At 68.6% G+C, this 23,408-nt stretch carries 18 protein-coding genes; 5 read left to right on the forward strand and 13 right to left on the reverse strand.

Annotated elements, in window-relative coordinates; all coding sequences use genetic code 11:
• Nucleotides 1–5: 5 nt before the first annotated feature.
• Nucleotides 6–602 carry a C40 family peptidase gene (locus LT948_RS06365; protein ID WP_003103763.1) on the reverse strand — a complete coding sequence of 199 codons (597 nt, stop codon included), beginning with the start codon at nt 600–602 and terminating at the stop codon, nt 6–8.
• Between the two features lie 456 nt (nt 603–1,058).
• Here LT948_RS06365 and LT948_RS06370 point away from each other — a divergent pair, with 456 nt between their 5' ends.
• A complete protein-coding gene (locus LT948_RS06370) occupies nt 1,059–2,753 on the forward strand; it encodes an NAD-dependent malic enzyme (RefSeq protein WP_023096500.1) in 1,695 nt (564 codons plus the stop codon).
• 121 nt (nt 2,754–2,874) lie between these two features.
• On the opposite strand, the gene LT948_RS06375 is transcribed toward LT948_RS06370, so the two are convergent.
• From LT948_RS06375 to LT948_RS06390, 4 genes are all read right to left on the reverse strand, one after another.
• Nucleotides 2,875–3,333, reverse strand: a complete 459-nt coding sequence (locus LT948_RS06375; protein WP_003113894.1) for an NUDIX hydrolase — start codon at nt 3,331–3,333, stop codon at nt 2,875–2,877.
• A complete protein-coding gene (locus LT948_RS06380) occupies nt 3,330–3,872 on the reverse strand; it encodes a dihydrofolate reductase family protein (RefSeq protein WP_003111057.1) in 543 nt (180 codons plus the stop codon). Before LT948_RS06380 ends, LT948_RS06375 begins: the two co-directional genes overlap by 4 nt.
• A gap of 17 nt (nt 3,873–3,889) precedes the next feature.
• Nucleotides 3,890–5,218, reverse strand: a complete 1,329-nt coding sequence (locus LT948_RS06385; protein WP_003091979.1) for a mechanosensitive ion channel family protein — start codon at nt 5,216–5,218, stop codon at nt 3,890–3,892.
• Nucleotides 5,219–5,385: 167 nt separating this feature from the next.
• Nucleotides 5,386–6,753 (reverse strand): MFS transporter, encoded by a 1,368-nt coding sequence (locus LT948_RS06390; protein WP_003091973.1) that lies wholly within the window; start codon nt 6,751–6,753, stop codon nt 5,386–5,388.
• Nucleotides 6,754–6,938: 185 nt separating this feature from the next.
• Here LT948_RS06390 and LT948_RS06395 point away from each other — a divergent pair, with 185 nt between their 5' ends.
• Complete coding sequence (locus LT948_RS06395; protein ID WP_003122185.1) at nt 6,939–8,279, forward strand: DEAD/DEAH box helicase; 1,341 nt, start codon at nt 6,939–6,941, stop codon at nt 8,277–8,279.
• 70 nt (nt 8,280–8,349) lie between these two features.
• Here LT948_RS06395 and LT948_RS06400 read toward each other — a convergent pair whose 3' ends face one another.
• The gene (locus LT948_RS06400; protein ID WP_003091965.1) at nt 8,350–10,065 is read right to left on the reverse strand and encodes an MFS transporter; all 1,716 of its coding nucleotides are present in this window, start codon (nt 10,063–10,065) and stop codon (nt 8,350–8,352) included.
• 216 nt (nt 10,066–10,281) lie between these two features.
• Between LT948_RS06400 and LT948_RS06405 the strand changes: the two genes are divergently transcribed.
• A complete protein-coding gene (locus tag LT948_RS06405) occupies nt 10,282–11,607 on the forward strand; it encodes a phospholipase (RefSeq protein WP_073656916.1) in 1,326 nt (441 codons plus the stop codon).
• 128 nt (nt 11,608–11,735) lie between these two features.
• Here LT948_RS06405 and LT948_RS06410 read toward each other — a convergent pair whose 3' ends face one another.
• The 5 genes from LT948_RS06410 to LT948_RS06430 all read right to left on the reverse strand — a co-directional run bounded on the left by LT948_RS06410 (nt 11,736) and on the right by LT948_RS06430 (nt 19,671).
• Nucleotides 11,736–11,966: a YheU family protein gene (locus LT948_RS06410; RefSeq protein ID WP_003091959.1), complete on the reverse strand. Its 231-nt coding sequence runs from the start codon at nt 11,964–11,966 to the stop codon at nt 11,736–11,738.
• 50 nt (nt 11,967–12,016) lie between these two features.
• Entirely contained in the window at nt 12,017–14,773 is a 2,757-nt protein-coding gene (locus LT948_RS06415; RefSeq protein ID WP_015502538.1) for a hybrid sensor histidine kinase/response regulator, read from the reverse strand.
• A gap of 137 nt (nt 14,774–14,910) precedes the next feature.
• Nucleotides 14,911–16,107: an osmoprotectant NAGGN system M42 family peptidase gene (locus LT948_RS06420; RefSeq protein WP_073656915.1), complete on the reverse strand. Its 1,197-nt coding sequence runs from the start codon at nt 16,105–16,107 to the stop codon at nt 14,911–14,913.
• On the reverse strand, nt 16,104–17,861 hold the full coding sequence (gene ngg, locus LT948_RS06425) for an N-acetylglutaminylglutamine synthetase (RefSeq protein WP_003091949.1): 1,758 nt from the start codon (nt 17,859–17,861) through the stop codon (nt 16,104–16,106). The genes LT948_RS06420 and ngg overlap by 4 nt, the downstream gene beginning before the upstream one ends.
• A 40-nt stretch (nt 17,862–17,901) precedes the next feature.
• Nucleotides 17,902–19,671, reverse strand: coding sequence for an N-acetylglutaminylglutamine amidotransferase (locus LT948_RS06430; RefSeq protein ID WP_003106635.1), 1,770 nt, complete (start codon nt 19,669–19,671; stop codon nt 17,902–17,904).
• A 142-nt stretch (nt 19,672–19,813) separates the two neighbouring features.
• Between LT948_RS06430 and LT948_RS06435 the strand changes: the two genes are divergently transcribed.
• Entirely contained in the window at nt 19,814–20,287 is a 474-nt protein-coding gene (locus LT948_RS06435; RefSeq protein WP_003091943.1) for a MarR family winged helix-turn-helix transcriptional regulator, read from the forward strand.
• Between the two features lie 160 nt (nt 20,288–20,447).
• Here the strand turns inward: LT948_RS06435 and LT948_RS06440 are convergent, their stop codons facing one another.
• Entirely contained in the window at nt 20,448–21,200 is a 753-nt protein-coding gene (locus LT948_RS06440) for a sulfite exporter TauE/SafE family protein (protein ID WP_003117537.1), read from the reverse strand.
• A 100-nt stretch (nt 21,201–21,300) separates the two neighbouring features.
• Nucleotides 21,301–23,265 carry a bifunctional tRNA (5-methylaminomethyl-2-thiouridine)(34)-methyltransferase MnmD/FAD-dependent 5-carboxymethylaminomethyl-2-thiouridine(34) oxidoreductase MnmC gene (mnmC, locus tag LT948_RS06445; protein WP_073656914.1) on the reverse strand — a complete coding sequence of 655 codons (1,965 nt, stop codon included), beginning with the start codon at nt 23,263–23,265 and terminating at the stop codon, nt 21,301–21,303.
• On the opposite strand from mnmC, the gene LT948_RS06450 reads away from it, so the two are divergent.
• Nucleotides 23,264–23,383, forward strand: coding sequence for a hypothetical protein (locus LT948_RS06450; protein WP_003091936.1), 120 nt, complete (start codon nt 23,264–23,266; stop codon nt 23,381–23,383). The two genes, mnmC and LT948_RS06450, sit on opposite strands and share 2 nt — an antisense overlap.
• Nucleotides 23,384–23,408 lie beyond the last annotated feature (25 nt).

A 23,408-nucleotide genomic window follows, 5' to 3' on the forward strand; every position in this document is an offset into this window, starting at 1 on the left:
CGGAATCAGCGCTTGCGGGTGCTTTCGACCTGGGCGAGGGTGGTCGGCAGGATGCGCTTGCCGGCCAGGTAGTGGCGTTTCCAGTAGCTGCTGTTGAGGTCGGAGACGCGGACCTTCTTGCCGCGCCGCGGCGCGTGCACGAAGCGGTCGTTGCCGACGTAGATGCCGACGTGGTCGACGCTGCGGCTGCGGATCCGGAAGAACACCAGGTCGCCCGGTTGCAGCTTGCCGCGGGAGACCTTGTTGTTGTCCATGTTGTAGATGGCGCGCGCGGTCCGCGGCAGGTCGACGTCATCGACGTCCTGGAACACATAGTTGACCAGGCCGCTGCAATCGAAGCCTTTCTTCGGCGTGGTGCCGCCCCAGCGGTAGGGGGTGCCGATCATGCTGAAGGCGCGGTCGGTGACTTCGGAAGCGGCGGCCGCGACCACCGAGCGGTTGGCGGACTGGCGGGTGCTGACGACCCGGCTGGGCGACAGGGTGGAATTCTTCGACGGCTTGAAGGTGTGGGTGACCTGGTTGGAAGCCAGGCTGGGCGTCGAGAGGGCGGCCAGAAGGGCCGCGAAGCCTACAGACAGGCATGTCAAAAAGGGTGAACGCATTTCGGCATGTCTTCGCGTGCGTGAATAACGGTCCAGGCTTCCGCTGGTTCGTGGTTACTCTCTGTTCATCGGAGTGTCTTCTGGGTGACCGGAACGAGCCCTCCTGACTCTTCCGACCAGGCCGTCAAACGAAACGGCCAACTGCTTCCGGGCCTGGATGCATTCAGGTTGTCCCGGCGATAACGGGCTTCACGAAGGAAAATCGGGGACTCATCGGCGTTCCCAGCGTATTCCCCTACGAAAGCGGCGGCTATTGTGACCTATTTTGACGCCAGCCTTCTGACCATTCGTCGAATGGTCGGTTCCGGATGTGACGCGCCGGTTTCGCCATGCAAGTGGCGATACTTGCGGGTCCGGCAATGACCTGTTGTTCGCCGTGCCCTTGGAAAGCCTCTGCGCCGGGGGTATGTTCGTGGTCCCCGTACCCGAGTGAAGCCCGTAGAAGCGAGTCCAGATATGACCGAAACAGCCAAGCGTCCCTTGTACGTCCCCCATGCCGGCCCTTCGCTGCTGGAGATGCCGCTGCTGAACAAAGGCAGCGCGTTCAGTACCCAGGAACGCATCGATTTCAACCTGCAGGGCCTGCTACCGCACAACATCGAGACCATCGAGGAACAGACCGAGCGCGCCTACAGCCAGTACAACCTGTGCAACACCGATCTGGACCGCCACATCTTCCTGCGCTCGATCCAGGACAACAACGAGACCCTGTTCTTCCGCCTGCTCGAGGAGCACCTGGAAGAAATGATGCCGATCATCTACACCCCCACGGTCGGCCAGGCCTGCCAGGAGTTCTCGAAGATCTACCGGACCCACCGCGGCCTGTTCATCTCCTACCCGGACCGCGAGCGGATCGACGACATCCTGCGCAGCGCCACCAAGAACAACGTGAAGATCGTGGTGGTCACCGACAGCGAGCGGATCCTCGGCCTGGGCGACCAGGGCATCGGCGGGATGGGCATCCCTATCGGCAAGCTGTCGCTGTACACCGCCTGCGGCGGTATCAGCCCGGCCTACACCCTGCCGGTGGTGCTGGACGTCGGCACCAACAACCCGGACCTGCTCAACGACCCGATGTACATGGGCTGGCGCCACGAGCGGGTGAGCGGGGCGCAGTACGAGGAGTTCGTCGACCTGTTCATCCAGGCGATCAAGCGCCGCTGGCCCAACGTCCTGCTGCAATTCGAGGACTTCGCCCAGACCAATGCCATGCCGTTGCTGGAGCGCTACAAGGACGAGCTGTGCTGCTTCAACGACGACATCCAGGGCACCGCCGCGGTGGCCGTGGGCACCCTGCTGGCGGCTTGCAAGGCCAAGGGCGAGAAGCTCAGCGAGCAGACCGTGACCTTCGTCGGCGCCGGCTCCGCCGGTTGCGGCATCGCCGAGCAGATCATCGCCGCCATGCAACTGGAGGGCCTGGACGAGGCCCAGGCGCGTCGGCGCATCTTCATGGTCGACCGCTGGGGCCTGCTCACCGACGACATGAGCAACCTGCTCGACTTCCAGCACCGCCTGGCGCAGAAGCGCGCCGATCTCGGTGCCTGGGGCGGCCAGCAGGGCGACGACCTGGCGTTGCTGGAAGTGATCCGCAATGCCCGGCCGACGGTGCTGATCGGCGTCTCCGGGCAGCGCGGGCTGTTTTCCGAAGAGGTCATCCGCGAGCTGCACAGCCATTGCAAGCAGCCGCTGGTGATGCCGCTGTCCAACCCGACCTCGCGGGTCGAGGCGACTCCGCAGGAAATCCTCAACTGGACCGACGGCCAGGCGCTGGTCGCCACCGGTAGCCCGTTCCAACCGGTGCAGGTGGGCGACAGGCGGATTCCCATCGCCCAGTGCAACAACGCCTATATCTTCCCCGGCATCGGCCTGGGGGTGATCGCCGCGCGGGCCAACCGGGTCACCGAAGGCATGCTGATGGCCGCGGCCAACGCCCTGGCCAACTGCTCGCCGATCGTTACCCAGGGCGAGGGCGCCGTGTTGCCGGCGCTGGGTGACATCCGCGAGGTCAGCAAGCGCATCGCCGTCGCCGTGGCCAAGCAGGCCCAGGCCGAGGGCAAGGCCCTGCATACCAGCGACGAGGTATTGAACGACGCCATCGAGGCGAACTTCTGGTTCCCGCGCTACCGTGCCTACCGCCGGACTTCGTTCTGAGGCTTAGCCGCAGGCTGCGCACAAGGAAGAGGCGTTAACCGCCGATATTCCGCGCGATCGGTGCGAGAACGCGAAAAGGCCACCCCGAGGTGGCCTTTTTCGTTGACGGTAGCGCTAGCGCTCAGCGCACATGATCGGGGCGCGTCCGGTGTTCGGCCTGGGTTTCCGGGTTTTCCGCCGCGCGCCGCGCCAGGGCCGGCAGGACATGATCGCGCAGCAGCGGCGCGAGATTGTCCGGCTGCGCTTGGCCGGGGACCAGCCAGGCCAGTTCCTCCAGCTCCGCCTGCGCACAGACGGCGTGGGGCAGGCGGGCGACGTAGATATCGGCATCGACGCGGGTGTTCGCCTCGTTGGCCGCCGGCGCCTGGAAGCTGCCGAGGTGCTCGAAGGTCGAGGCGCCCATCGGCAGGCGCAGTTCCTCCAGCAGTTCGCGCTGTAGCGCGGCGAGGGGCGTTTCGCCCGGCTCGCGCTTGCCGCCCGGGAGCATGAAGGCCTGGGTGCCGCGCTTGCGCACCAGCAGCAGGTTGCCCTGGTCGTCGAACAGGCAGGCGGCGGAAATGCTCAGCAGGTTGTCGGTCATTGCGGGTCGTCCTCGGCGATCACCTGGTAGCGCATCTGTACGATGCCGCTGTTGTAGCCATGTTGTTCCAGCAGTTGCAGGCGCCGCTCGCGGCCGCCGGCGAACAGCGGGATGCCGGCGCCGAGCAGTTGCGGAATGACGCTGACGATCACCTCGTCGAGCAGCCCGGCCGCCAGGCAACTGCCGGCCAGGCTGCCGCCGCCGGCCAGCCAGATCCGCCGGCAGCCCTGTTCGCCGAGGCGCGCGAGGCCTTCCTGGGGTGTGACGTGGCGCAACTCGACGCCTTCCGCTGCGCTTTCCTGCGGGTTGCGGGTGAGTACCTGGCAGGGTTTGCCCGGATACGGCCAGTCGCCGAAGCCGCGCACGATATCGTAGGTGCCGCGGCCCATCAGCAGGCCGTCGATGCCCTGGTAGAAGCTCTTGTAGCCGTGGTCGTTGCCGCCCTCGGCGAAACGGTCGAGCCAGTCGACGCTGCCGTCGGGGCGGGCGATGAAACCGTCCAGGCTGGCGGCGACGTAGTAGGTCAGGTGCGGTTTCATGGACGGTTTTCCTCGGTTCAGGCGGTGGCTTCGTCGCTGCGGCTCGGCGCGGCCAGCGCCTCGAACGAGCGGGCCCCGGCGTCACGCCCTTCGAGCATGCCTTGCAGCCCCTGGCGCAGGTCCTGGCCGCTGGGCTGCTGGTAGGCGCCGAGGCCGAACTCCGGCATCACCGCCAGCAGGTAGTCGAACACGTCGCCCTGGATGCGCTCGTAGTCGACCCAGGCGGTGGTGCGGGTGAAGCAGTATATCTCCAGCGGGATGCCCTGGGCGGTCGGCTGCAACTGGCGGACCATGCAGGTCATGTGCGGATGGATGTCCGGGTGGTTCTGCAGGTAGGCGAGGGCGTAGGCGCGGAACGTACCGATGTTGGTCAGCCGGCGGCGGTTGGCGGCCAGCGGGGCGACCCCGCCGTTGGCGGCATTCCACTCCTGCAACTCGGTCTGCTTGCGGGCCATGTATTCGGTGAGCAGGCGCACCTGGCTCAGGCGCCGCTCTTCCTTCTCGTCGAGGAAACGCACCTGGCTGGAGTCGACGTAGATCGCCCGCTTGATCCGCCGTCCGCCGGACTGCTGCATGCCGCGCCAGTTCTTGAACGACTCCGACATCAGGCGCCAGGTCGGCACCGAGACGATGGTCTTGTCGAAGTTCTGCACCTTCACGGTGTACAGGGTGATGTCCACCACGTCGCCGTCGGCGCCGACCTGCGGCATCTCGATCCAGTCGCCGACCCGCAGCATGTCGTTGCTGGTGAGCTGCACGCTGGCGACGAAGGACATCAGGGTGTCCTTGTAGACCAGCAGGAGGACCGCCGACATCGCGCCGAGGCCGGACAGCAGCAGGAGCGGCGAGCGGTCGATGATGATCGAGACGATGATGATCGCGCCGAACACGAACACGGCGATCTTCGCCAGTTGCACGTAGCCCTTGATCGAACGGGTGCGGGCGTGCTCGGTACGCGCGTAGATGTCCAGCAGGGCATTCAGCAGCGCGGTGAGGGCGAGGATCAGGAACAGCACGGTGAAGGCCAGTGCCAGGTTGCCGAGGAAGTGCGCGGCCTTGTCCGGCATCTCCGGGATCCACGGCAGGCCGAATTGCACCAACAGCGAGGGCGTGGTCTGCGCCAGGCGCTGGAACACCTTGTTGCGGATCAGGTCGCCGAGCCAGTGCAGCGCGGGCTGGCGGGCGAGCAGGTTGGCGGCGTAGAGGACGATGTAGCGGGCCACCCGGCCGAGAATCAGGGCGCCCACCAGCAGCAGGCCGAAGGCCAGGCCGGCGTGCAGGATAGGGTGTTGGTCGAGCGCCGACCAGTACCCGGAGAGCTGGTCGAGAAGGGATGTGGAGTCCATGGACAGGCGACTTCCTTTGTTGCGGGCGGGGGGGACGGGCCGGCCCCGCGGTTGAACGGAGATCCCGACGCGGGGGCCGGGAACGCACAAAGGAACCAAGAGTGCCCCATCGGGCGCCGGATCGCATCCCCGACGTGTCTACAAAGGTTTTCCGCCGACGCGCGGGCTCAGCCGGCAAGCTCCTCCAGGGTGCGCCCGCGGGTCTCGATGCCGAAGGCCCAGACCACCAGGGCAGCGACGCCGAAACAGAGGGCGCCGAGGGTGAACACCCCGCCCTGGCCGGTGAGCGGCAGGACCAGCCCGGTGACCAGCGGGCCGAGCAGCGAGCCGATTCGCCCGACCGCCGAGGCGAAGCCCGAGCCGGTGGCGCGCGCGGAGGTCGGATAGAGTTCCGGCGTATAGGTGTAGAGCACCGCCCACATGCCGAACAGGAAGAACTGCATGGCCAGGCCGAAGCCGATCAGCAGCGCCAGGCTGCCGCCGAACACCGCGGTCTGGCCGTAGGCGTAGGCCATCGCGCCGCCGCCGAGGAGCATCAGCACGCAGCTCGGCTTGCGGCCCCAGCTTTCCACCAGCCAGGCCGCGCAGAGGAAGCCGGGTATCCCGGCCAGCGAGATCAGCACCGTGTAGTACACCGACTGGGTGACGGCGAAGCCGGATTGCTGGAGCAGCGCGCTGAGCCAGGAGGTCAGGCCGTAGAAACCGAGCAGGGCGAAGAACCACAGGCCCCAGACGGTCAGGGTGCGGCGCCGGTAGGCTGGCGACCAGAGTTCGGCGAAGGCGCTGAAGAAGCCCGGACGGCTGCGTTCCCGCTGCGGCTGGCGCAGCGGCGGCGGCAGCTCGGTCAGGCCCAGCGAACGCATCACCCGTGCTTCTATGTCGCGCAATACCCGGTCCGCCTGTTCGCGCCGGCCGGCCTGCTCCAGCCAGCGCGGCGACTCGGGAATCAGGAAGCGGATGGCGAGGACGAACACCGCCGGCAGCGCCAGCACCAGGAAAATGCTGCGCCAGCCGGTCAGCGGCAGGAGGAAGTAGGACAGGCAGCCGGCGGCGACGAAGCCCAGCGGCCAGAAGCCGTCCATCAGCGCAATGTACTTGCCGCGGCGGCTGGCCGGGATCATCTCCGACAGCAGCGACTGGGCGATGGGAAACTCCATCCCCATGCCGATCCCCAGCAATACCCGGTAGAAGGTCAGGCTGCCGAGGTCGCCGGCGGTGGAGCACAGGTAGCTGGCCAGGCCCCAGAGCACGATGCTGGCCTGGAATACCGGCTTGCGCCCGAAGCGGTCGGCGAGCATGCCCGACAGGGCCGCGCCGATCACCATGCCGAAGAAGCTCGAGCTGGCCAGCAGCCCGGCCTGCGCCGAGTCGAGCCCGAACTCGGCTTTGATCGAGCCGAGCAGGAAGGTCATCATCGCCAGGTCCATCGAGTCGAAGAAGAACGCCAGCGCGATGATCACGAAGATCAGTCGGTGATACGGACTCAGCGGCAGCCGTTCGAGGCGTTCGGCGGCGGATGCGGGCGCGTCGGGCATGATCTGGTTCCTCTGGGCGACGGGCGTCGAACGAGTCTGCGATCGCCGCCCGCGCCGCGCTTGCCTGGCGGCGACCCGGCGTCGAGCCGATTGCGACGCCGGCGCTGGCCGTCGCGCCGCGCGAATAAAGCCTGCGCGCCGGCGCGGCAACCGTTAGGCTATGCACCTGTCCATTTTCACGTGCAATGCCGAGGTCTCCCTTGTTCAGCCAATTTCCCCTCCACGAACGCCTGCTGAAGGCACTGGAAAGCCTGTCCTTCAGCGAGCCGACGCCGGTCCAGGCCGCGGCCATTCCCAAGGCGCTGGAGGGGCACGACCTGCGGGTCACGGCACAGACCGGCAGCGGCAAGACCGCGGCCTTCCTGCTGCCGCTGCTGCACCGCCTGCTGGCCGAGGACAAGCCGCGCTCCCTGGCGCGCGCGCTGATCCTCCTGCCGACCCGCGAGCTGGCCCAGCAGACCCTCAAGGAAGTCGAGCGCTTCGCCCAGTTCACCTTCATCAAGGCCTGCCTGATCACTGGCGGCGAGGACTTCAAGGTGCAGGGCGCGCGCCTGCGCAAGAACCCGGAGATCATCATCGGCACCCCCGGCCGCCTGCTCGAGCAGCGCAACGCCGGCAACCTGCCGTTGCAGGACATCGAGGTGCTGGTGCTGGACGAGGCCGACCGCATGCTCGACATGGGCTTCGCCGACGACGTGCTGGCCCTGGCCAACGCCTGCCCGGCCGAGCGCCAGACCCTGCTGTTCTCCGCCACCCACAGCGGCGCCGGGTTGAACAAGGTGATCGCCGAGGTGCTGCGCGAGCCGCAAGTGCTGCGCCTGAACCAGGTCGGCGAGCTGAACGAGAACGTCCGCCAGCAGGTCATCACCGCCGACGACGTGGCGCACAAGGAACAGTTGCTGCAATGGCTGCTGAGCAACGAGACCTACACCAAGGCCATCGTCTTCACCAACACCCGGGTCTCCGCCGATCGCCTGACCGGGCGGCTGATCGCCAACCAGCACAAGGTCTTCGTCCTGCATGGCGAGAAGGACCAGAAGGACCGCAAGCTGGCCATCGAGCGCCTGAAGCAGGGCGCGGTGAAGATCCTCGTCGCCACCGACGTCGCCGCACGCGGCCTGGACGTCGAAGGCCTGGACCTGGTGATCAACTTCGACATGCCGCGCAGCGGCGACGAGTACGTGCACCGCATCGGCCGCACCGGTCGCGCCGGCGCCGAGGGCCTGGCGATCTCGCTGATCTGCCATGGCGACTGGAACCTGATGTCGAGCGTCGAACGCTACCTCAAGCAGAACTTCGAACGACGCAACATCAAGGAACTGAAGGCCGCCTACCAGGGGCCGAAGAAACTCAAGGCGTCGGGCAAGGCCGCCGGCAGCAAGAAGAAAAAGCAGGACAGGAAGGGCGCCGCCGCCAAGCCCGCGGCCAAGCGCAAGCCCGCCGCGCGGCCGAAGGCCGGGCCGTCGGCGGTGGTCAGCGCCGACGGCATGGCGCCGCTCAAGCGCAAGAAGCCGACGGCGGAGTGATCGCGCCGGCGTTGGATTGCGGATAACGCCGCTGGCGCTGTCCGCCCCGAGGGACTGCCAGGCCCCGTTCTCAACTCCCCGCCGTCGCGCCCGCCTCGTCGTTGGCCGGCGGCGTGGCGCTCTTCACCAGCGGCGTATCGTAGCTGCTGGCCTCGTAGCTCACGCAATGGCGGATCTGCGGCGGACCGTCGCCGGCATGCAGGGCGGTGACGTTGTCGATGACGATCTTGTCGGCCAGGGTCATGCGGTCGAGCATGCGCAGGTGCTGGATCCAGTTGTCCACCAGGAACAGTTCCTGCCAGACCTCCGGGTTGCTCACGTCGCGGAACAGCGACCAGCGCTCCGCGCCGTTGCGCAGGCGCAGGCGGCGCAGCGGCTGGGCGGCGCGAACGAAGTCGCGGGTGCGCTCGGCGGGAATCCGGTATTCGATGGAGACCAGCACCATGCCCCGCCGCGTGTTGAAGACGAAGCTCGGCTGCCCGGGCATGCTCGCCGGCGCGCGGGAAATACTGGCGGCGTCCATTTCCGGCAGGCGCGAGTTGTACAGGAGGATCACCGAGGCCAGCAGCAGGCAGCCGGCGGCCAGCAGCGCACCGTGCACGGTCATGGTCTCGGCGAGATGGCCCCAGAGGAACGAACCCAGCGCCAGGCCACCGTACAGCGCGGTCTGGTACAGCGCCAGGGCGCGCGCCTTGATCCAGTCGGGGACGAGGATCTGCACCGCCGAGTTGTAGGTGGCGAGGGCGCCGATCCAGCAGCCGCCGCCGAGGATCAGCACCGGGAACAGGACCCAGAGGTTGTCTACCAGGCCGAGGGTCAGCAGGATCAGCGCCAGGGTGAAGCCGGCCAGGCTGATCAGCCGGCTGCTGCCGATCCGCTGGCGCAGGCGCGAGACCTGGGTGCTGCCGAGGATCGCGCCGAGGCCGAGGGCGCCGAGCATGTAGCCGTAGATCGCCGCGTCGCCGTCCGGGTTGCGGTGCGCCAGCAGCGGCAGCAGGGCCCAGACCGCGCTGGCGGAGAGGCCGAAGGCGAAGGAGCGCATCATCACCAGGCGGGTGACGGTTGAGTACTGGGTGAAGCGCAGCGCCGCGGTGACGCCTTCGAGGATGCCTTCCGGCGGCAGGCTGCGCTTGGGCACCTCGCGCCGCCACTGCCAGATCGCCCAGATCAGGGCCATGTAGCAGAAGCTGTTGAACAGGAACACCCAGGCCGGTCCCACCGCGCTCAGCAACAGGCCGCCGAGGGCCGGGCCGGCGGCGCGGGCGACGTTGTAGTTGACGCTGTTGAGCAGCACCGCGTCGCTGACCATGCGCGCCGGCACCTGCTCGTTGACCGCCGCCTGCCAGGCCGGGATGGTCACCGACCCGCCGAGGGAGATCCAGAGGATGGAGATGATCAGCAGCACCGGGTCGAGGTAGCCGAGGAAGGCCAGCAGGGTGGCGAACATCGCCCCGGTCATCTCGAAGCTGAGTCCCCAGAGCATGATCTTGCGCCGGTCGTGGTTGTCGGCGATGACCCCGGAGAGGATCGACAGCAGCACCAGCGGCAGCGCCGCGGCGACCTGGATCATCGCCACCATCAGCGGGCTGGCGTGGGCGTCGGTGACCACCCAGGCGGCGGCCACCGACTGGGCCCAGGTGCCGAGGTTGGCGAACAGGTTGCAGATCCAGATGATGCGGAAGGCCTGGATCGAGAACGGCGCCCAGGTGCCGGTGCGTTCTGGCTTGGCCGCTTGGCCTTCGGGTTTGAGGGGCAGGTCGTGCTTGGGCGAAACGGACTGGAGCATCAGATGGGTGCCTTGTATCAGCGTGCCTGATGTCGGGAAAGTCTAGCCGCCTGGCGCCTGGGCGCCATTGATGGCGGTCATGGGGCCGGCCCGGCGTGGATAGACATTGGTCCGATGGCGCTATCGGAGAGTTCCGATGTCCAGGCAGGACAGTGCCCTGGGTGTCCCGCATTGGTAGGCTTGCCGGCACCGAGTCGAGACAAGAGCGAAAAGCCGATGAAGTTGCTGTTGCGTTGCCTGCTGCTGGGGGCGTGGGTCGTCTCGCCGAGCCTGTGGGCCTGGTCCAACCATACGGCGGGCAGCTACCTGGCATTGCGCGAGCTGGCGGCCATCCGCGAGGCGCCGGAAGTCGAGGTGGAGCCGCTGGAGGCGTTCCTCGCCGCCGAGCGCGGCGGACTGGCCGCCCTGCTGGACGAGCAGGAAGCCTACGCCCGAGCGCATATCGGCAACTACCCGGCGCGTCCGGACGCCCTGCGCTTCGCCGCCGAGGGCGAGGCCGGCGACTTGCGCCAGGCGTTCCTCGCGGCGCTGCGGGTCAACCCGGAGATCCGCCTGGCGCTGGCGATCCAGCCGCTTCCCGGGCAGGACCAGCCGCAGCGCCCGCACCTCAAGCCACAGGAGGTGCTGGTGTTCCAGAACCTCTCGCCGTGGACCGCCTGGCGTTTCATCCGCCTGGAGCCCGGCGAGCGAGTCGCGCCCCTGGCAGTGCTGGCCACCGCCGCCGACGAACCGGACTACGGCCACGACATCAACCTGTTCAGCGACAACCCCGGCGAAGCCGGCCAGCGCTACGGCTTCGGCACCCAGCCATTCGGCGACCCGCGCTTCGAGTTCAGCTCCCAGGCGCCGTTCCACATGGGCTTCTACCACGAGGCGGCGGTGATCTACAGCGGCGCGCCGTTCCTCGCCCGGGCCTGGCCGGAATGGCGTGCCTACCAGTACTTCGGCCTGTCCCGCTTCGCCTTCGCCAACGGTCATCCCTACTGGGGCTACCGGTTCCTTGGCTGGGGCATGCACTACATCCAGGACATCACCCAGCCCTACCACTCCACGCCGCTGCCCGGTGCCAGCCTGGCGGCGATGCTACAGATGGAGGGCAAGGCATTGCTCGGCTACCCGGAGGAAAAGCAGGCGGCCATCGAGCGTGTCGCGAACCGCCATACCGCGGTGGAGAAATACCAGTTCGACTGGCTGCGCCAACTGCTCCGCGACGGCCGCCCGCAGCCGATGCTCGACGCCTACGCCGACACCCGCCGCGACGGTGCCTATCCGGCCTATTCGCCGACCTACTTGCGCGAGGTGGTGGCCGCCGAGTCGAACGCCCACGCCGCGGCCTTCGACGCCGCCATCGGCGAATGGCTGGCCGCCCGCCCGGCCTCCGCCGCGCAGGACTTCAGCGAGAGCAACCAGCCACGCCCCGAGGCCCACGACAATGCGGTGCTGAACGCGCAACTGATCGAACTGATCGGGCATTTCGGCGCGCATAGCCGGAACATCGCCAGGGCGGCGTTGGAGACGGAGGAGGGTGGGGCGAAGGAGTGAGGGGGCGGGCGGATGAGCGGCGGATAACCGCGAGCGGTTATTCGCCCTGCGGAGCAGGGGCGCTGTCCGGCGTTTCCGGGGTGTGCAGGGCGGCGAACCCGCCCCGCCAGGCGGGTCGATGCCGCGACTCAGTCGCGCAACAGCTCCGCAGGCACCTCGCTGCGCAACATCAACTGGCACTGCTGGCTCTCCGGGTCGAACAGGATCACCGCCTCGCCCCGCCGCAAGGCATGCCGGGCGCGTTCTACACGCACGTCCAGCGGGGTCTCGTCGCCATTGTCGGTGCCTTCGCGGGTGACGAAGTCTTCCAGCAGGTTGTTCAGGGTGTCGGCTTCGAGCAGGTCGTGGGGGATCAGCATGGCGGTACTCCGGTATGGCGGCGAATGCTAGCGCGACGCATCGCGTACTGTCATGCCTGTCGCGAAGGCTGGCCGAGCAGGCGTTCGAGGGTGGCATAGAGTTCCGCCCGGTCCACCGGCTTGCCGAGGTAGGCGTCCATGCCGGCCTCGATTCCGGCCCGGCGGTGTTCGTCGAGGATGTGCGCGGTCAGGGCGACGATCGGGACGCGCGGCCAGCCCTGGGCACGCTCCTCCCGGCGGATCAGGCGGGTCGCCTCGAAGCCGTCCATTTCCGGCATCTCGCCATCCATCAGGATCAACTGGATGCCGTTCGGGTCGCGCAGGTACTCGTCCAGCGCGAGCCGCCCGTTGCCGGCCAGGCGCACCGCGTAGCCGCGCTTGGCGAGGAAGCCGCGCACCACCAGCTGGTTCACCGGGTTGTCCTCGGCGACCAGGATGCATGGGGCGTCCAGGCGTTCGTCCGGGGCCGCCTCGCTGCTCCGCCCTGGCTGTCGGCGCCGCTCCCGGTACAGTTCCAGCAGGGCTTCGCGCAGGGCCTTCACCGCTACCGGCTGGGCCAGGGCCAGCAGGCGCAGGCCTTCGTGCGGCGGCAGGTCCTGGCAGTGCTGCGGCGGGCATAGCAGGAGGATGCGCTGGCCTTGCTCCAGTTGCGCATAGAGGGTGTCCAGCCAGATCGACGGCGGCCCCGGCCAGGGCGCCGCCAGGACCAGCAGGGGCGGTGCGCTGAAGTCCTCCAGATAGGCGTTCAGCCGTCTCGGCTGCAGGCAGCGTTCGACCCGCAGTCCCCAACGCTCCAGCAATGCCTGCAGGCAGTCCAGGGTCAGGTTGTCCTCGCTGGCCAGCAGGGCCGGGCGGTGTTGCAGCAGTTGCGCCAGTTCGTCCGCTTCGCCGGCCTCGAGGGCGGGGCTGAGCGGCAGGTCGACGCTGAACCGGGTGCCCTTGCCCGGCTCGCTGCTCACCTCGATGCGCCCGCCCATCATCTGCACCAGCTCGCGGCTGATCGCCAGGCCCAGGCCGCTGCCGCCGTAGCGGCGGGTGGTGCTGGAGTCGGCCTGGGAGAAGGATTCGAACAGGGTCTTCTGCGCCTGGGCGGATATCCCGATGCCGCTGTCGCTGACGCTGTACAGCAGGCGCTCGCGTCCGCCCTCGTCGAAGCGCCGCTGCACGCGCACGGCGACATGGCCTTCGGCGGTGAACTTGAGGGCGTTGCTGAGCAGGTTCATCAGTACCTGGCGCAACCGCGTCGGGTCGCCGTTGAGGCGGCGCGGCACGCCCCTGTCCAGGCCGAGATGCAGGCGCAGGCGTTTTTCCACGGCCTGGGCGCTGAACAGCGCCAGGGTGTCGGAGAGCAGTTCCTCCAGGTCGAAGTCGATGCGCTCCAGGTGCAGCTTGCCGGACTCGATGCGAGCGTAGTCGAGGATATCGTTGATCACCGACATCAGCGCGCTGCCGGAGCTGGCGATGGTCTCCACGTAGGCCGCCTGGCCGCGATCCAGCGGTGTATCGCGGAGCAGTTGCAGCATGCCCAGCACGCCGTTCAGCGGGGTGCGAATCTCATGGCTCATCTTCGCCAGGAAGCGGCTCTTCGCCTCGTTCTCCACCCGCGCCTGCTCGGCCGCCTGGCGCGAGCGGAAGCCTTCCTCCTTGAGCGCATTGATGCGGTCGGCGAGGCCGATGGACAGGGTCACCAGTTCCACGGTCATGCCGATCTTGACCACGCTGCTGCCGAACAGGCCGAACAGTTCGAAGCCCAGCGAGGCGGCGGTGGTGACCAGGAACGACAGCAGCAGCGCGCCCCAGGCCAGGATGTAGTAGAGGCCGTAGCGCAGGCCCTGGCGCCAGACGTGGACGCCGGCCAGCAGCAGGCTGAGGGATACCAGCATCACCGTCAGGCTGGCGAGGACGTTCCAGGCGCGCAACCCCACCAGCGGCTCGCTGGCCAACAGGGCCACGCAGGCCAGCAGCAGGCCGCGGAGGAAGCGGTCGAGGCGCGGGAAGTCGCGGCGGGTGTAGAGGTAGCCGCGGCTGAACTGGATCGACACCAGGCAGCTCAGGTACATCAGCAGGTAGATGCCGGCCGACTCCAGCGCCACGTGTCCTGGCAGCAGCTTGAACAGCAGGCCGTCGAAGCTGGCGGAAAACAGGCCGAGGCTGAGGTTGTACAGCAGGTACCAGGCGTAGGTGGCCTCGCGCAGCGAGACGAAGAGGAACAGGTTGTAGCAGAACAACCCGAACAGCACCCCGTAGAAGGCCCCGTTGAAGCCCATCAGGGTTTCCTGGCTGGCCGCGCTGGCCGCGTAGGTGCTGAAGTACAGCGGCACGTAGACAGTGCTGGTGCTCTGCACGCGCAGCAGCAGGGTGCTCTCGCCGGGCGGCAGTCGCAGCGGGAACCAGAAGTTGCGCACCTGCACCGGGCGCTGGGAGAAGGCGAACAGGTCGCCGCTCTCCTGCTGTTCGATGCGCCCATCGGCGGTCAGCAGGTAGACCTTGAGGTCGTCCAGCAGCGGGTAGTTGACCTCCAGGAAACCGGCCAGGTCGGCGCCGTTGCGGTTGTCCAGGCGCACCCTGAACCACCAGGCCGCGGCGTTCTTGCCGAAGTTCGCGTGGTCGCCGCGCAGGGCGGCGAAGGCCTGGGCCGGCAAGGCGAGGATGTCGCCCAGGCGCGCCTTGCCGCCGGCGTCGCGGTAGTACTCGGCGTATGCGCCCAGGGATAGGCGCAGGTCCTCTCCGTCCAGCGGTGCGGGCGGCTGCGCCCGGGCCGGCAGCGCGCAGCAGAGCAACAGCAGGACCAGGCAGAGTCGGGACATGCAACTACTCCATGGACACGAGTCGGCACGCATGATGCTACGGAGGAAATGAGACAGGCGAGGGAACCTGCCATCAGCCTAGCAGTTGGCTGGAGAGGAGGGCGGCCTCCCCGGGGGGCGGGGAGGCCGGCGCGGGCTCAGCCCTTGTCGCTGTTGTTGCTGCTGTCGAGCACTTCGTCCACCGGCGGGACGTGGGTGCAGCTTTCCATGTGCACCGGATGCTCGAGCTGCTTGTTGAAGCGTTCCAGCGAGGTTTCCCGGGGTTTGGCGTCGCTGGCGAAGACCGGCGGGCTGAGGATGTAGGCGATGAGCAGCCGGCTCAGCGCGGCGAGGCTGTCGATGTGCGTGCGCTCGTAGCCGTGGGTGGCGTCGCAGCCGAACGCCAGCAGCGCGGCGCGGGTGTCGTGGCCGGCGGCGATCGCCGACTGCGCGTCGCTGTGGTAGTAGCGGAACAGGTCGCGGCGCAGGGCGATGTCGTGGCGCTCGCCGAGCCGCAGCAGGTGCCGCGACAGATGGAAGTCGTAGGGCCCGCCGGAGTCCTGCATGGCCACGCTGACGCTGTGCTCGTTGGAATTCTGGCCTTCGGCCACCGGGGCGATGTCGATGCCGACGAACTCGCTGACGTCCCAGGGCAGGGCGCCGGCGGCGCCGGAGCCGACTTCCTCGGTGATGGTGAACAGCGGGTGGCAGTCGATCGGCGGCTCCTGCCCGCTTTCCTTGACCGCCTTCAGCGCCGCCAGCAGCGCCGCGACCCCGGCCTTGTCGTCCAGGTGGCGGGCGCTGATATGGCCGCTCTCGGTGAACTCCGGCAGCGGATCGAAGGCCACGTAGTCACCCACCGAGATGCCCAGGCTCTCGCTGTCGGCGCGACTGGCGGTATAGGCGTCGAGACGCAGCTCGATGTTGTCCCAGCTGATCTTCAGGTTGTCCACCTCGGTATTGAAGGCGTGGCCCGAAGCCAGCAGCGGCAGCACGCTGCCACGGAACACGCCCTGTTCGGTGAACACCGTGACCCGGCTACCCTCGGCGAAGCGGCTCGACCAGCAGCCTACCGGGGCCAGGCCGAGGCGACCGTTGGGCTTGATCTCGCGGACCAGCGCGCCGATCGTGTCGAGGTGCGCGGAAACCGCGCGGTCCGGGGTATTCAGGCGGCCCTGGAGGGTCGCCCGGATGGTTCCCCGGCGAGTCATCTCGAAGGGCACGCCAAGTTCGTCGAGCTGCTCGGCGACATAGCGCACGATGGTATCGGTGAAGCCGGTGGGGCTGGGGATGGCGAGCATCTCCAGCAGCACCCGTTGCAGGTAGTTGAGGTCCGGTTGTGGCAGAGGGGTCATGAAGGCACCTCGCGGCTGAGGGGGAAGAGAAGATCGACGAAGCGTTCGGCGGTCGGCTGCGGCTCGTGGTTGGCCAGGCCGGCGCGCTCGTTGGCTTCGATGATCACGTAGTCGGGCTGGTCGGCGGCCTCGACCAGGAAGTCCAGGCCCACCACCGGTATTTCCAGGGCCCGCGCGGCCTGGATCGCGGCCTCGCGGAGGGCCGGATGGAGGGCGTCGGTGACGTCCTCGAGGATGCCGCCGGTGTGCAGGTTGGCGGTGCGCCGCACGGCCAGGTGTTCGCCGCTGGGCAGCACGTCGTCGTAGCCATAGCCGGCGGCCCGCAGGGTGCGCTCGGTCTCGTGGTCGAGCGGGATGCGGCTTTCCCCGCCGGTGGCGGCCTGGCGCCGGCGGCTCTGCGCCTCGATCAGCTCGCGGATGCTGTGCCGGCCGTCACCGATCACCGCGGCGGGACGACGGATGGCGGCGGCCACCACCTCGTAGCCGATCACCAGCACGCGCAGGTCGTGGCCGGCGTGGTAGCTCTCCAGCAGCACGCGCGAATCGAAATGGCGGGCGGCCTCGATGGCCTCCTCGACCTCGTCCGCGGTGCGCAGGTCCACCGCCACGCCCTGGCCCTGCTCGCCGTCCACCGGCTTGACCACCAGCGAACCGTGCTCGGCGAGGAACGCGGCGTTTTCCTCCGCGCTGCCGGCCAGGCGCTGCTGCGGCTGGCGCAGGCCGGCGTGCTGCAGGGCGCGGTGGGTGAGGACCTTGTCCTGGCAGAGGGTCATGCTTACCGCCGTGGTCAGGTCGGAGAGCGATTCGCGGCAGCGGATCTGCCGGCCGCCCTGGGTCAGGGTGAACAGGCCGCCCTCGGCGTCGTCGACGCGCACCTCGATGCCGCGCCGGTGGGCTTCGTCGACGATGATCCGGGCGTAGGGGTTGAGGTCTTCCTCCGGGCCGGGGCCGAGGAACAGCGACTGGTTGATGCCGTTCTTGCGCTTGATGGTGAAGGTCGCCAGTTCGCGGAAGCCGAGCTTGCGGTAGAGCGCCTTGGCCTGCTGGTTGTTGTGCAGCACCGATAGGTCGAGGTAGGCCAGTTCGCGGCTCATGAAGTGCTCGACCAGGTGCCGCACCAGCGCCTCGCCGACGCCCGGCCGGCTGCATTGCGGGTCCACCGCCAGGCACCAGAGGCTGGAGCCGCCCTCCGGGTCCTGGAACGCCTTGGCGTGGTTGAGGCCCATCACCGTGCCTACCGCGACGCCAGTGTCGGCGTCCTCGGCCAGCCAGTAGATCGGCCCGCCCTGGTGGCGCGGGCTGAGGCGCTCGGTCTGCACCGGAAGCATGCCGCGCGCCAGGTACAGGCGGTTGATCGCCGCCCAGTCCTCCTCGGTATGTACCCGGCGGATGCGGAAACCGCGTGGCGGACGGCGCGCCGGGCGGTAGTCGGTGAACCACAGGCGCAGGGTATCCGAGGGATCGAGGAAGAGCTGCTGCGGGGCGTGGGCCAGGACCTGCTGCGGCGCCGCCACGTAGAGCGCGATGTCGCGTTCGCCGGGGGCTTCCTGCAACAGGTCGCGGGCCAGTTCCTCGGCGTCCGGGTAGGTCTGCCCGATCAGCAGGCGGCCCCAGCCGCAGTGGATGCTCAGCGGTTTCTCGGTGGGCTCGCTGTGATCTTCGGCGAGACGCGCCTGCAGGCGTTCGTAGGTGGGCGCCTGGATACGTTGCAGGCGCTGGTTGTGCGGGTGAGGCAGATGCAAGTGGCCTTTCATGATCGCTCCTGGTTCGGGCCCCTGCGTTGGGGGCCCATTTTCAAAGTCCCTGTTCGCTGAGCCAGAGGTTGAGGGCGGCCAGCTGCCACAGCTTGGAGCCGCGCAGCGGTGTGAGGTCTCCGTCCGGATCGCTCAGCAGGCGATCGAATATCGCCGGCTGGAACAGGCCGCGGTCCTGGCTCGGGTCGAGCAGCAGTTCGCGTACCCATTCGCGGGTGCGGCCCTGCAGGTGCTTGAGACCGGGCACCGGGAAGTAGCCCTTGGGCCGGTCGATGACTTCGCTGGGAATTACCTTGCGCGCGGCGCCCTTGAGCACCTGCTTGCCGCCGTCGCCGAGCTTGAAGCGGGCGGGAATGCGCGCCGACAGCTCGGCCAGGCGGTAGTCGAGGAACGGCACGCGGGCTTCCAGGCCCCAGGCCATGGTCATGTTGTCGACCCGCTTGACCGGGTCGTCGACCAGCATGATCGTGCTGTCCAGGCGCAGCGCCTTGTCCACCGCGGCCTCGGCGCCGGGGCTGGCGAAGTGGTCGCGGACGAAGCGCCCGGCGACGTCCTCGACGCGGAAGCGCTCACCGACGGTGGCCAGGTATTCCTCGTGGTCGCGGTCGAAGAACGCCGCGCGGTACGCGGCGAAGGCGTCGTCGGCGCCATCCACCTTCGGATACCAGTGGTAGCCGGCGAACAGCTCGTCGGCGCCCTGGCCGCTCTGCACCACCTTGCAGTGCTTCGAGACTTCCCGCGCGAGCAGGTAGAAGGCGATGCAGTCGTGGCTGACCATCGGCTCGCTCATGGCGCGGAAGGCCGCCGGCAACTGCTCGATCACTTCGTGCTCGCCGATGCGCAGGCGATGGTGGCGGGTGTGGTAGCGCTCGGCGATCAGGTCGGAATACTGGAACTCGTCGCCGCGCTCGCCGCCGGCATCCTCGAAGCCGATGGAGAAGGTCAGCAGGTTGTCCACCCCGGCCTCGTGCAGCAGGCCCACCAGCAGGCTCGAATCGACCCCGCCGGAGAGCAGCACGCCGACCTCGCGGGCGGCGCGCTGGCGGATCGCCACCGCTTCGCGGAGGCCGTCGAGGACGCGCTCCTGCCAGTCGTCGAGCGTCAGCTCGCGCTCGTCCGGGCGCGGGCCGTAGTCCAGCGTCCACCAGGTGCGCTGCTCGCAGCTGCCGTCGAGGTCGACGCTCATCCAGGTCGCCGGCGGCAGCTTCTTCACGCCCTCCAGCAAGGTGTGCGGGGCGGGAACCACTGCGTGGAAGTTGAGGTAGAAATTCAGCGCCTGCGGATCGAGGTCGCTGGCGATGTCGCCGCCCTTGAGCAGGGCCGGCAGGCTCGAGGCGAAGCGCAGGCGCGAGCGGTCGAGGCTGTAGTAGAGCGGCTTGATGCCGAGGCGGTCACGGGCCAGGAACAGCCGCTGGCGATCGCGCTCCCAGACGGCGAAGGCGAACATCCCATTGAGCCGGGGCAATAAATCGGCGCCCCAGGCATGGTACCCCTTCAAGAGAACTTCGGTGTCGCCGCCGGAGAAGAACCGATAGCCAAGGCTTTCCAGTTCGCCACGCAGTTCGGGGTAGTTGTAGATGGCGCCATTGAACACCATGGCCAGGCCGAGATCGGGATCGATCATCGGTTGGCCGGAAGCTTCCGCCAGGTCCATGATCTTCAGCCGTCGATGTCCGAGGGCGATCGGGCCCTGGGCATGGAAACCCCAGGCGTCGGGGCCTCGAGGGGCCAGGTGGTGGGTGATGCGTTCGACCGCTGCGAGGTCGGCTGCCTGGTTGTCGAAACGAAACTCTCCTGATATGCCGCACATATTCCTTACCGGTTCTCCGTTGGGGAAGTGGGTTACGTACTCCTTCCGGGTACATGACTTACCTAACAGAGGACCGTTACAGTTGGAAGGAGTTCTATACGAATTTTCCGGGCCTATCAGGACCCTTAACGAAGAATTTATTATGGTTGAAAGTAATAAGACCGCTGCCGATACCTATTCGCTCGCTATTTTCCGCGCCATCCGCCGCCTCCAGCAGGCCGCTGAAATCCACTCCAAGCGTCTCAGCCGATACGGCGGCCTGACCCCGCTGCAATTGCTGATCCTGCATGTCCTGGCGGTGGAGGGAGAACTGACCGCGACGCAACTGGCCAAGCTGGTCAGCCTGTCCCAGGCATCGCTTTCCGGCGTGCTCGACCGCCTCGAAGGACGCGGCCTGCTCTATCGTCGGCGCGACGAACAGGACCGGCGCAAGTCCTGGCTGCACCTCGACCCGGCCGGCCACGAAGCCCTGGCGGAGGCGCCGCCGCTATTGCCGGAGTACGTGATCGAGCGCTTCGCCGCGTTGCCCGAGTGGGAGCGCCACGGCCTGCTGGCCGCGCTGCTGCGCGCGGCCGACCTGTTCGGCCTGCCGGAAGAGGACGTCGAAGAAGAGTGAGGGCGTCAGGTTCGCTACGAAAGACAGTCGCGTCGGCGGTCTTTACCTGGCGAACCTGCCGATGCCTTGCCGACCCAGCGATATCCGCCCGACGACATGGCATGACCGTCGAGCAGGGCGCATAACGCCGCTTCCCCGGTGCCCCGGCCGCCGAGGAAAGCTACCCGCCGTAGAGCTTCTGCGCCGCCAGGGAGAAGCTCACCGCCACCAGCATCAGCGCGAACAGGCGTTGCAGGGTCGGGCCGCCGAGGCGCTGCGCCAGCAGGTTGCCGCCGAGCACGCCGACCGCGCCGCCGGCGGCGAGGCCGCCGAGCAGCGGCAGCGGCGGGTGGGCGCCGGTCAGGTAGATCAGGAAACCGCCGCCGGAGACCAGCGCGATCACCGCCATCGAGGTGGCGGTGGCGGCCATCATCGACAGCGGGGTGAACCAGAGCAGCCCCGGTACCACCAGGAAACCGCCGCCCACGCCCATCAATCCCGACAGCAAGCCGACCGCCAGGCCGATGCCGAGCAGCGGCAGGCTCCGTGCCTGGTCGCTGGCCTCGCGTTTCATCCCGGCGCCGCGCCACATGCGCCAGGCCGACCAGAGCACCAGCAGGCAGAAGGCGACGATCAGCACGCCTTCCGGGACGAAGCGGCCGAGCCATTGGCCGACGGCGTTGCTCGGCAGGCCGGCCAGCGCCAGGACCAGCACCGGCCGCCAGGCCACCTGGCCCTGGCGCGCGCGCGGGATGGCGCCGATCAGCGCCGACAGGGCGACCGCGCCGAGGCTCACGCCGATGGCGTCGCGCAGCGGCAGGTGCAGGCTGAGCAGCAGGGGCAGGGCGACCAGCGAGCCGCCGGCGCCGGTGAGGCCGAGCAGCAGGCCGAGAACGGCGCCGATGCCCAGGGATTCGAAGAGCAGTACATCCATCGTCGATCAACTGTTTCCGCGGGTGAGCCAGCCGGTGGTCCGGTATGGCCTGCGCGTGCGGCAGGCCCGAAGGGTAGCGCAAATCGGTGCGCCCGGGGCTTCAGCCGCGCTGCCCGCGCACCAGGTCGCGCAGCAGGAAGCGGTTCGGGTGGCAGGCCTCGGCCACCGCGCGCGGCAGCGGCAGCGGCTCGCCGCAGATCCACGCCGCCAGCAGTTCGCCGGACAGCGGCGCGCTGATCAGCCCGCGCGAGCCGTGGCCGCTGTTCAGGTACAGGCCTGGCAGCCAGGGGCAGGCCCGCTCCGGCACCTGGCGGGCGTCGCGGGCGAGCACCGCGTAGGCCTCGTCGAAGGCCGCGCGCTCGGCCAGCGGGCCTACCAGGGGCAGGTAGTCGGGGCTGGTGCAGCGGAACGCCGCGCGGCCTTCCAGGCGCTCCAGCGGCAGGTCGTCGGCGCCCAGGCGCTGCAACAGGTCGGGGGATATCTCCCGCAGCAGTTCGAGGTTGCCCTGGTGTTCGGCGAGGGTCGGCGCCAGGTCTTCGCTCTTGAAGTCGAAGCTGGCGCCGAGGGTGTGTTCGTCGCCACGCGGCGGTGCGACGTAGCCCTCGGCGCAGACCACGGTGCGCAGCGCCCGGCTTTGCGGGGTGGCCGGCAGGCGGGTGACCTGCCCGCGAATGCGCTTCAGCGGCAGCTCGGCGGCGGGCGGGAAGTCGCGGATGTCGGCGGCGGTGGCGAGGATCGCGAGTGGCGCGCGGGTCAGGCATTCGTCGCCGGCGTAGGCGCACCAGTCGTCGCCCTCGCGGCGCAAGCGTACTGCCCGGCCGCTCAGCAGGGTGATCCCGGGGGTGGCGGCCAGGGCCTGACACAGCGCGGGCGGATGGACCCAGCCGGCTTCGGGATAGAACAGGCCGCCGGCGGGCAGGGCGACGCCGGCGAGGCGCTCGGCCTGCTCGCGGTCCAGGCCGTGCAGCAGGTCGGCGGGGAAGGCTGCGGCCAGTTGCGCCTGGCGTTGCGCTTCCTTGGCGTCGAAGGCCAGTTGCAGTACGCCGCAGGCGTCCCAGTCGTGGCCGCGCCGCAGGCGTTCGAGCAGCCGGCGGGTATGGCCGAAGCCGCTGAGCACCAGGCGCGACAGCGGCGTGCCGTGGGCCGAGAGTTTCAGGTAGAGCACGCCCTGGGGGTTGCCCGAGGCTTCCCGGGCGAGGCCGGGATGGCGTTCGATCAGGGTCACCTGCCAGCCGCGCGCGGCGAGGCTGGCGGCGCTGGCGCAGCCGGCCAGGCCGCCGCCGACCACCAGTGCCGCGCGGCGCCCGGCGTGGGGCGCGGGGCGTGCGTACCAGGGCTTGCCGGCGTTCGCCGGCGGCCCTTGGTAGGTGCCGCTGAGCATCTCGCGCTTCTGTCCGTAGCCCGGTACCCGTTGCATGGCGAAACCGGCCTCGACCAGCCCGCGGCGAACGAAACCGGCGCTGGTGAAAGTGCCCAGGGTCGCCTGCGGCGCCGACAGTCGCGCCAGTTCGGCGAACAGTACGGGCGACCACATGTCCGGGTTCTTCGCCGGGGCGAAGCCGTCGAGGAACCAGGCGTCGACCCGCGCGTCGAGCTGCGGCAGGCACTCCAGGGCATCGCCCAGCAGCAGGGTCAGGCCGACCCTTCCGCCCGCGAACGCCAGGCGCTGGAAGCCCGGGTGCACGGCAAGGTACTGGCCCAGCAGGGCCTCGCTCCAGGGCGCCAGTTCCGGCCATAGCGCCAGGGCGCGGCGCAGGTCGGCGGCGGCGAGGGGGAATTTCTCCACGCTGACGAACTCCAGGCGCGCGCCGGCCGGCGCGACCCGCTCGAACAGCTGCCAGGCGCAGAGGAAGTTCAGTCCGGTGCCGAAGCCGGTCTCGCCGATGCACAGCACCTCGCCGTCGCCCAGCGCGGCGAAGCGCTCGGCCAGGCGGTTGGTGGCGAGGAACACATGGCGCGTCTCGTTGAGCCCGGAATGCCGGGAAAAATATACGTCGCCGAAGGCGCGGGATAGCGGCTGGCCGTTTTCGTCCCAGTCGAGCTGGGCATGCTGGAAGTCGGACATGGCAGAACCTGAAAAAGCGGATGGCGCATTTTACGGGGCTTTGCCGGCCAGCGGCGAGGCGCTGCGCGAACATGCCGCGGCGCCGCGCAGACAGCCGCACGCCGATCCGCTACCTTGAAGGACTCAGGTTAAGGGAGACCTCC

Source organism: Pseudomonas sp. CP-1 (assembly GCF_021213715.1).
Taxonomy (GTDB): Bacteria; Pseudomonadota; Gammaproteobacteria; order Pseudomonadales; family Pseudomonadaceae; genus Pseudomonas; species Pseudomonas aeruginosa.

Coding starts and splice junctions, on each gene's coding strand:
- LT948_RS06420 (WP_073656915.1), bottom strand. CDS start 16,107: ATGACCCCTCTGCCACAACCGGACCTCAACTACCTGCAACGGGTGCTG.
- LT948_RS06450 (WP_003091936.1), top strand. CDS start 23,264: ATGGCAGAACCTGAAAAAGCGGATGGCGCATTTTACGGGGCTTTGCCG.
- LT948_RS06400 (WP_003091965.1), bottom strand. CDS start 10,065: ATGCTCCAGTCCGTTTCGCCCAAGCACGACCTGCCCCTCAAACCCGAA.
- LT948_RS06390 (WP_003091973.1), bottom strand. CDS start 6,753: ATGCCCGACGCGCCCGCATCCGCCGCCGAACGCCTCGAACGGCTGCCG.
- LT948_RS06375 (WP_003113894.1), bottom strand. CDS start 3,333: ATGACCGACAACCTGCTGAGCATTTCCGCCGCCTGCCTGTTCGACGAC.
- LT948_RS06365 (WP_003103763.1), bottom strand. CDS start 602: ATGCGTTCACCCTTTTTGACATGCCTGTCTGTAGGCTTCGCGGCCCTT.
- ngg (WP_003091949.1), bottom strand. CDS start 17,861: ATGAAAGGCCACTTGCATCTGCCTCACCCGCACAACCAGCGCCTGCAA.
- LT948_RS06440 (WP_003117537.1), bottom strand. CDS start 21,200: ATGGATGTACTGCTCTTCGAATCCCTGGGCATCGGCGCCGTTCTCGGC.
- LT948_RS06435 (WP_003091943.1), top strand. CDS start 19,814: ATGGTTGAAAGTAATAAGACCGCTGCCGATACCTATTCGCTCGCTATT.
- LT948_RS06380 (WP_003111057.1), bottom strand. CDS start 3,872: ATGAAACCGCACCTGACCTACTACGTCGCCGCCAGCCTGGACGGTTTC.
- LT948_RS06415 (WP_015502538.1), bottom strand. CDS start 14,773: ATGTCCCGACTCTGCCTGGTCCTGCTGTTGCTCTGCTGCGCGCTGCCG.
- LT948_RS06395 (WP_003122185.1), top strand. CDS start 6,939: ATGCCGAGGTCTCCCTTGTTCAGCCAATTTCCCCTCCACGAACGCCTG.
- LT948_RS06405 (WP_073656916.1), top strand. CDS start 10,282: ATGAAGTTGCTGTTGCGTTGCCTGCTGCTGGGGGCGTGGGTCGTCTCG.
- LT948_RS06385 (WP_003091979.1), bottom strand. CDS start 5,218: ATGGACTCCACATCCCTTCTCGACCAGCTCTCCGGGTACTGGTCGGCG.
- LT948_RS06430 (WP_003106635.1), bottom strand. CDS start 19,671: ATGTGCGGCATATCAGGAGAGTTTCGTTTCGACAACCAGGCAGCCGAC.
- LT948_RS06370 (WP_023096500.1), top strand. CDS start 1,059: ATGACCGAAACAGCCAAGCGTCCCTTGTACGTCCCCCATGCCGGCCCT.
- mnmC (WP_073656914.1), bottom strand. CDS start 23,265: ATGTCCGACTTCCAGCATGCCCAGCTCGACTGGGACGAAAACGGCCAG.
- LT948_RS06410 (WP_003091959.1), bottom strand. CDS start 11,966: ATGCTGATCCCCCACGACCTGCTCGAAGCCGACACCCTGAACAACCTG.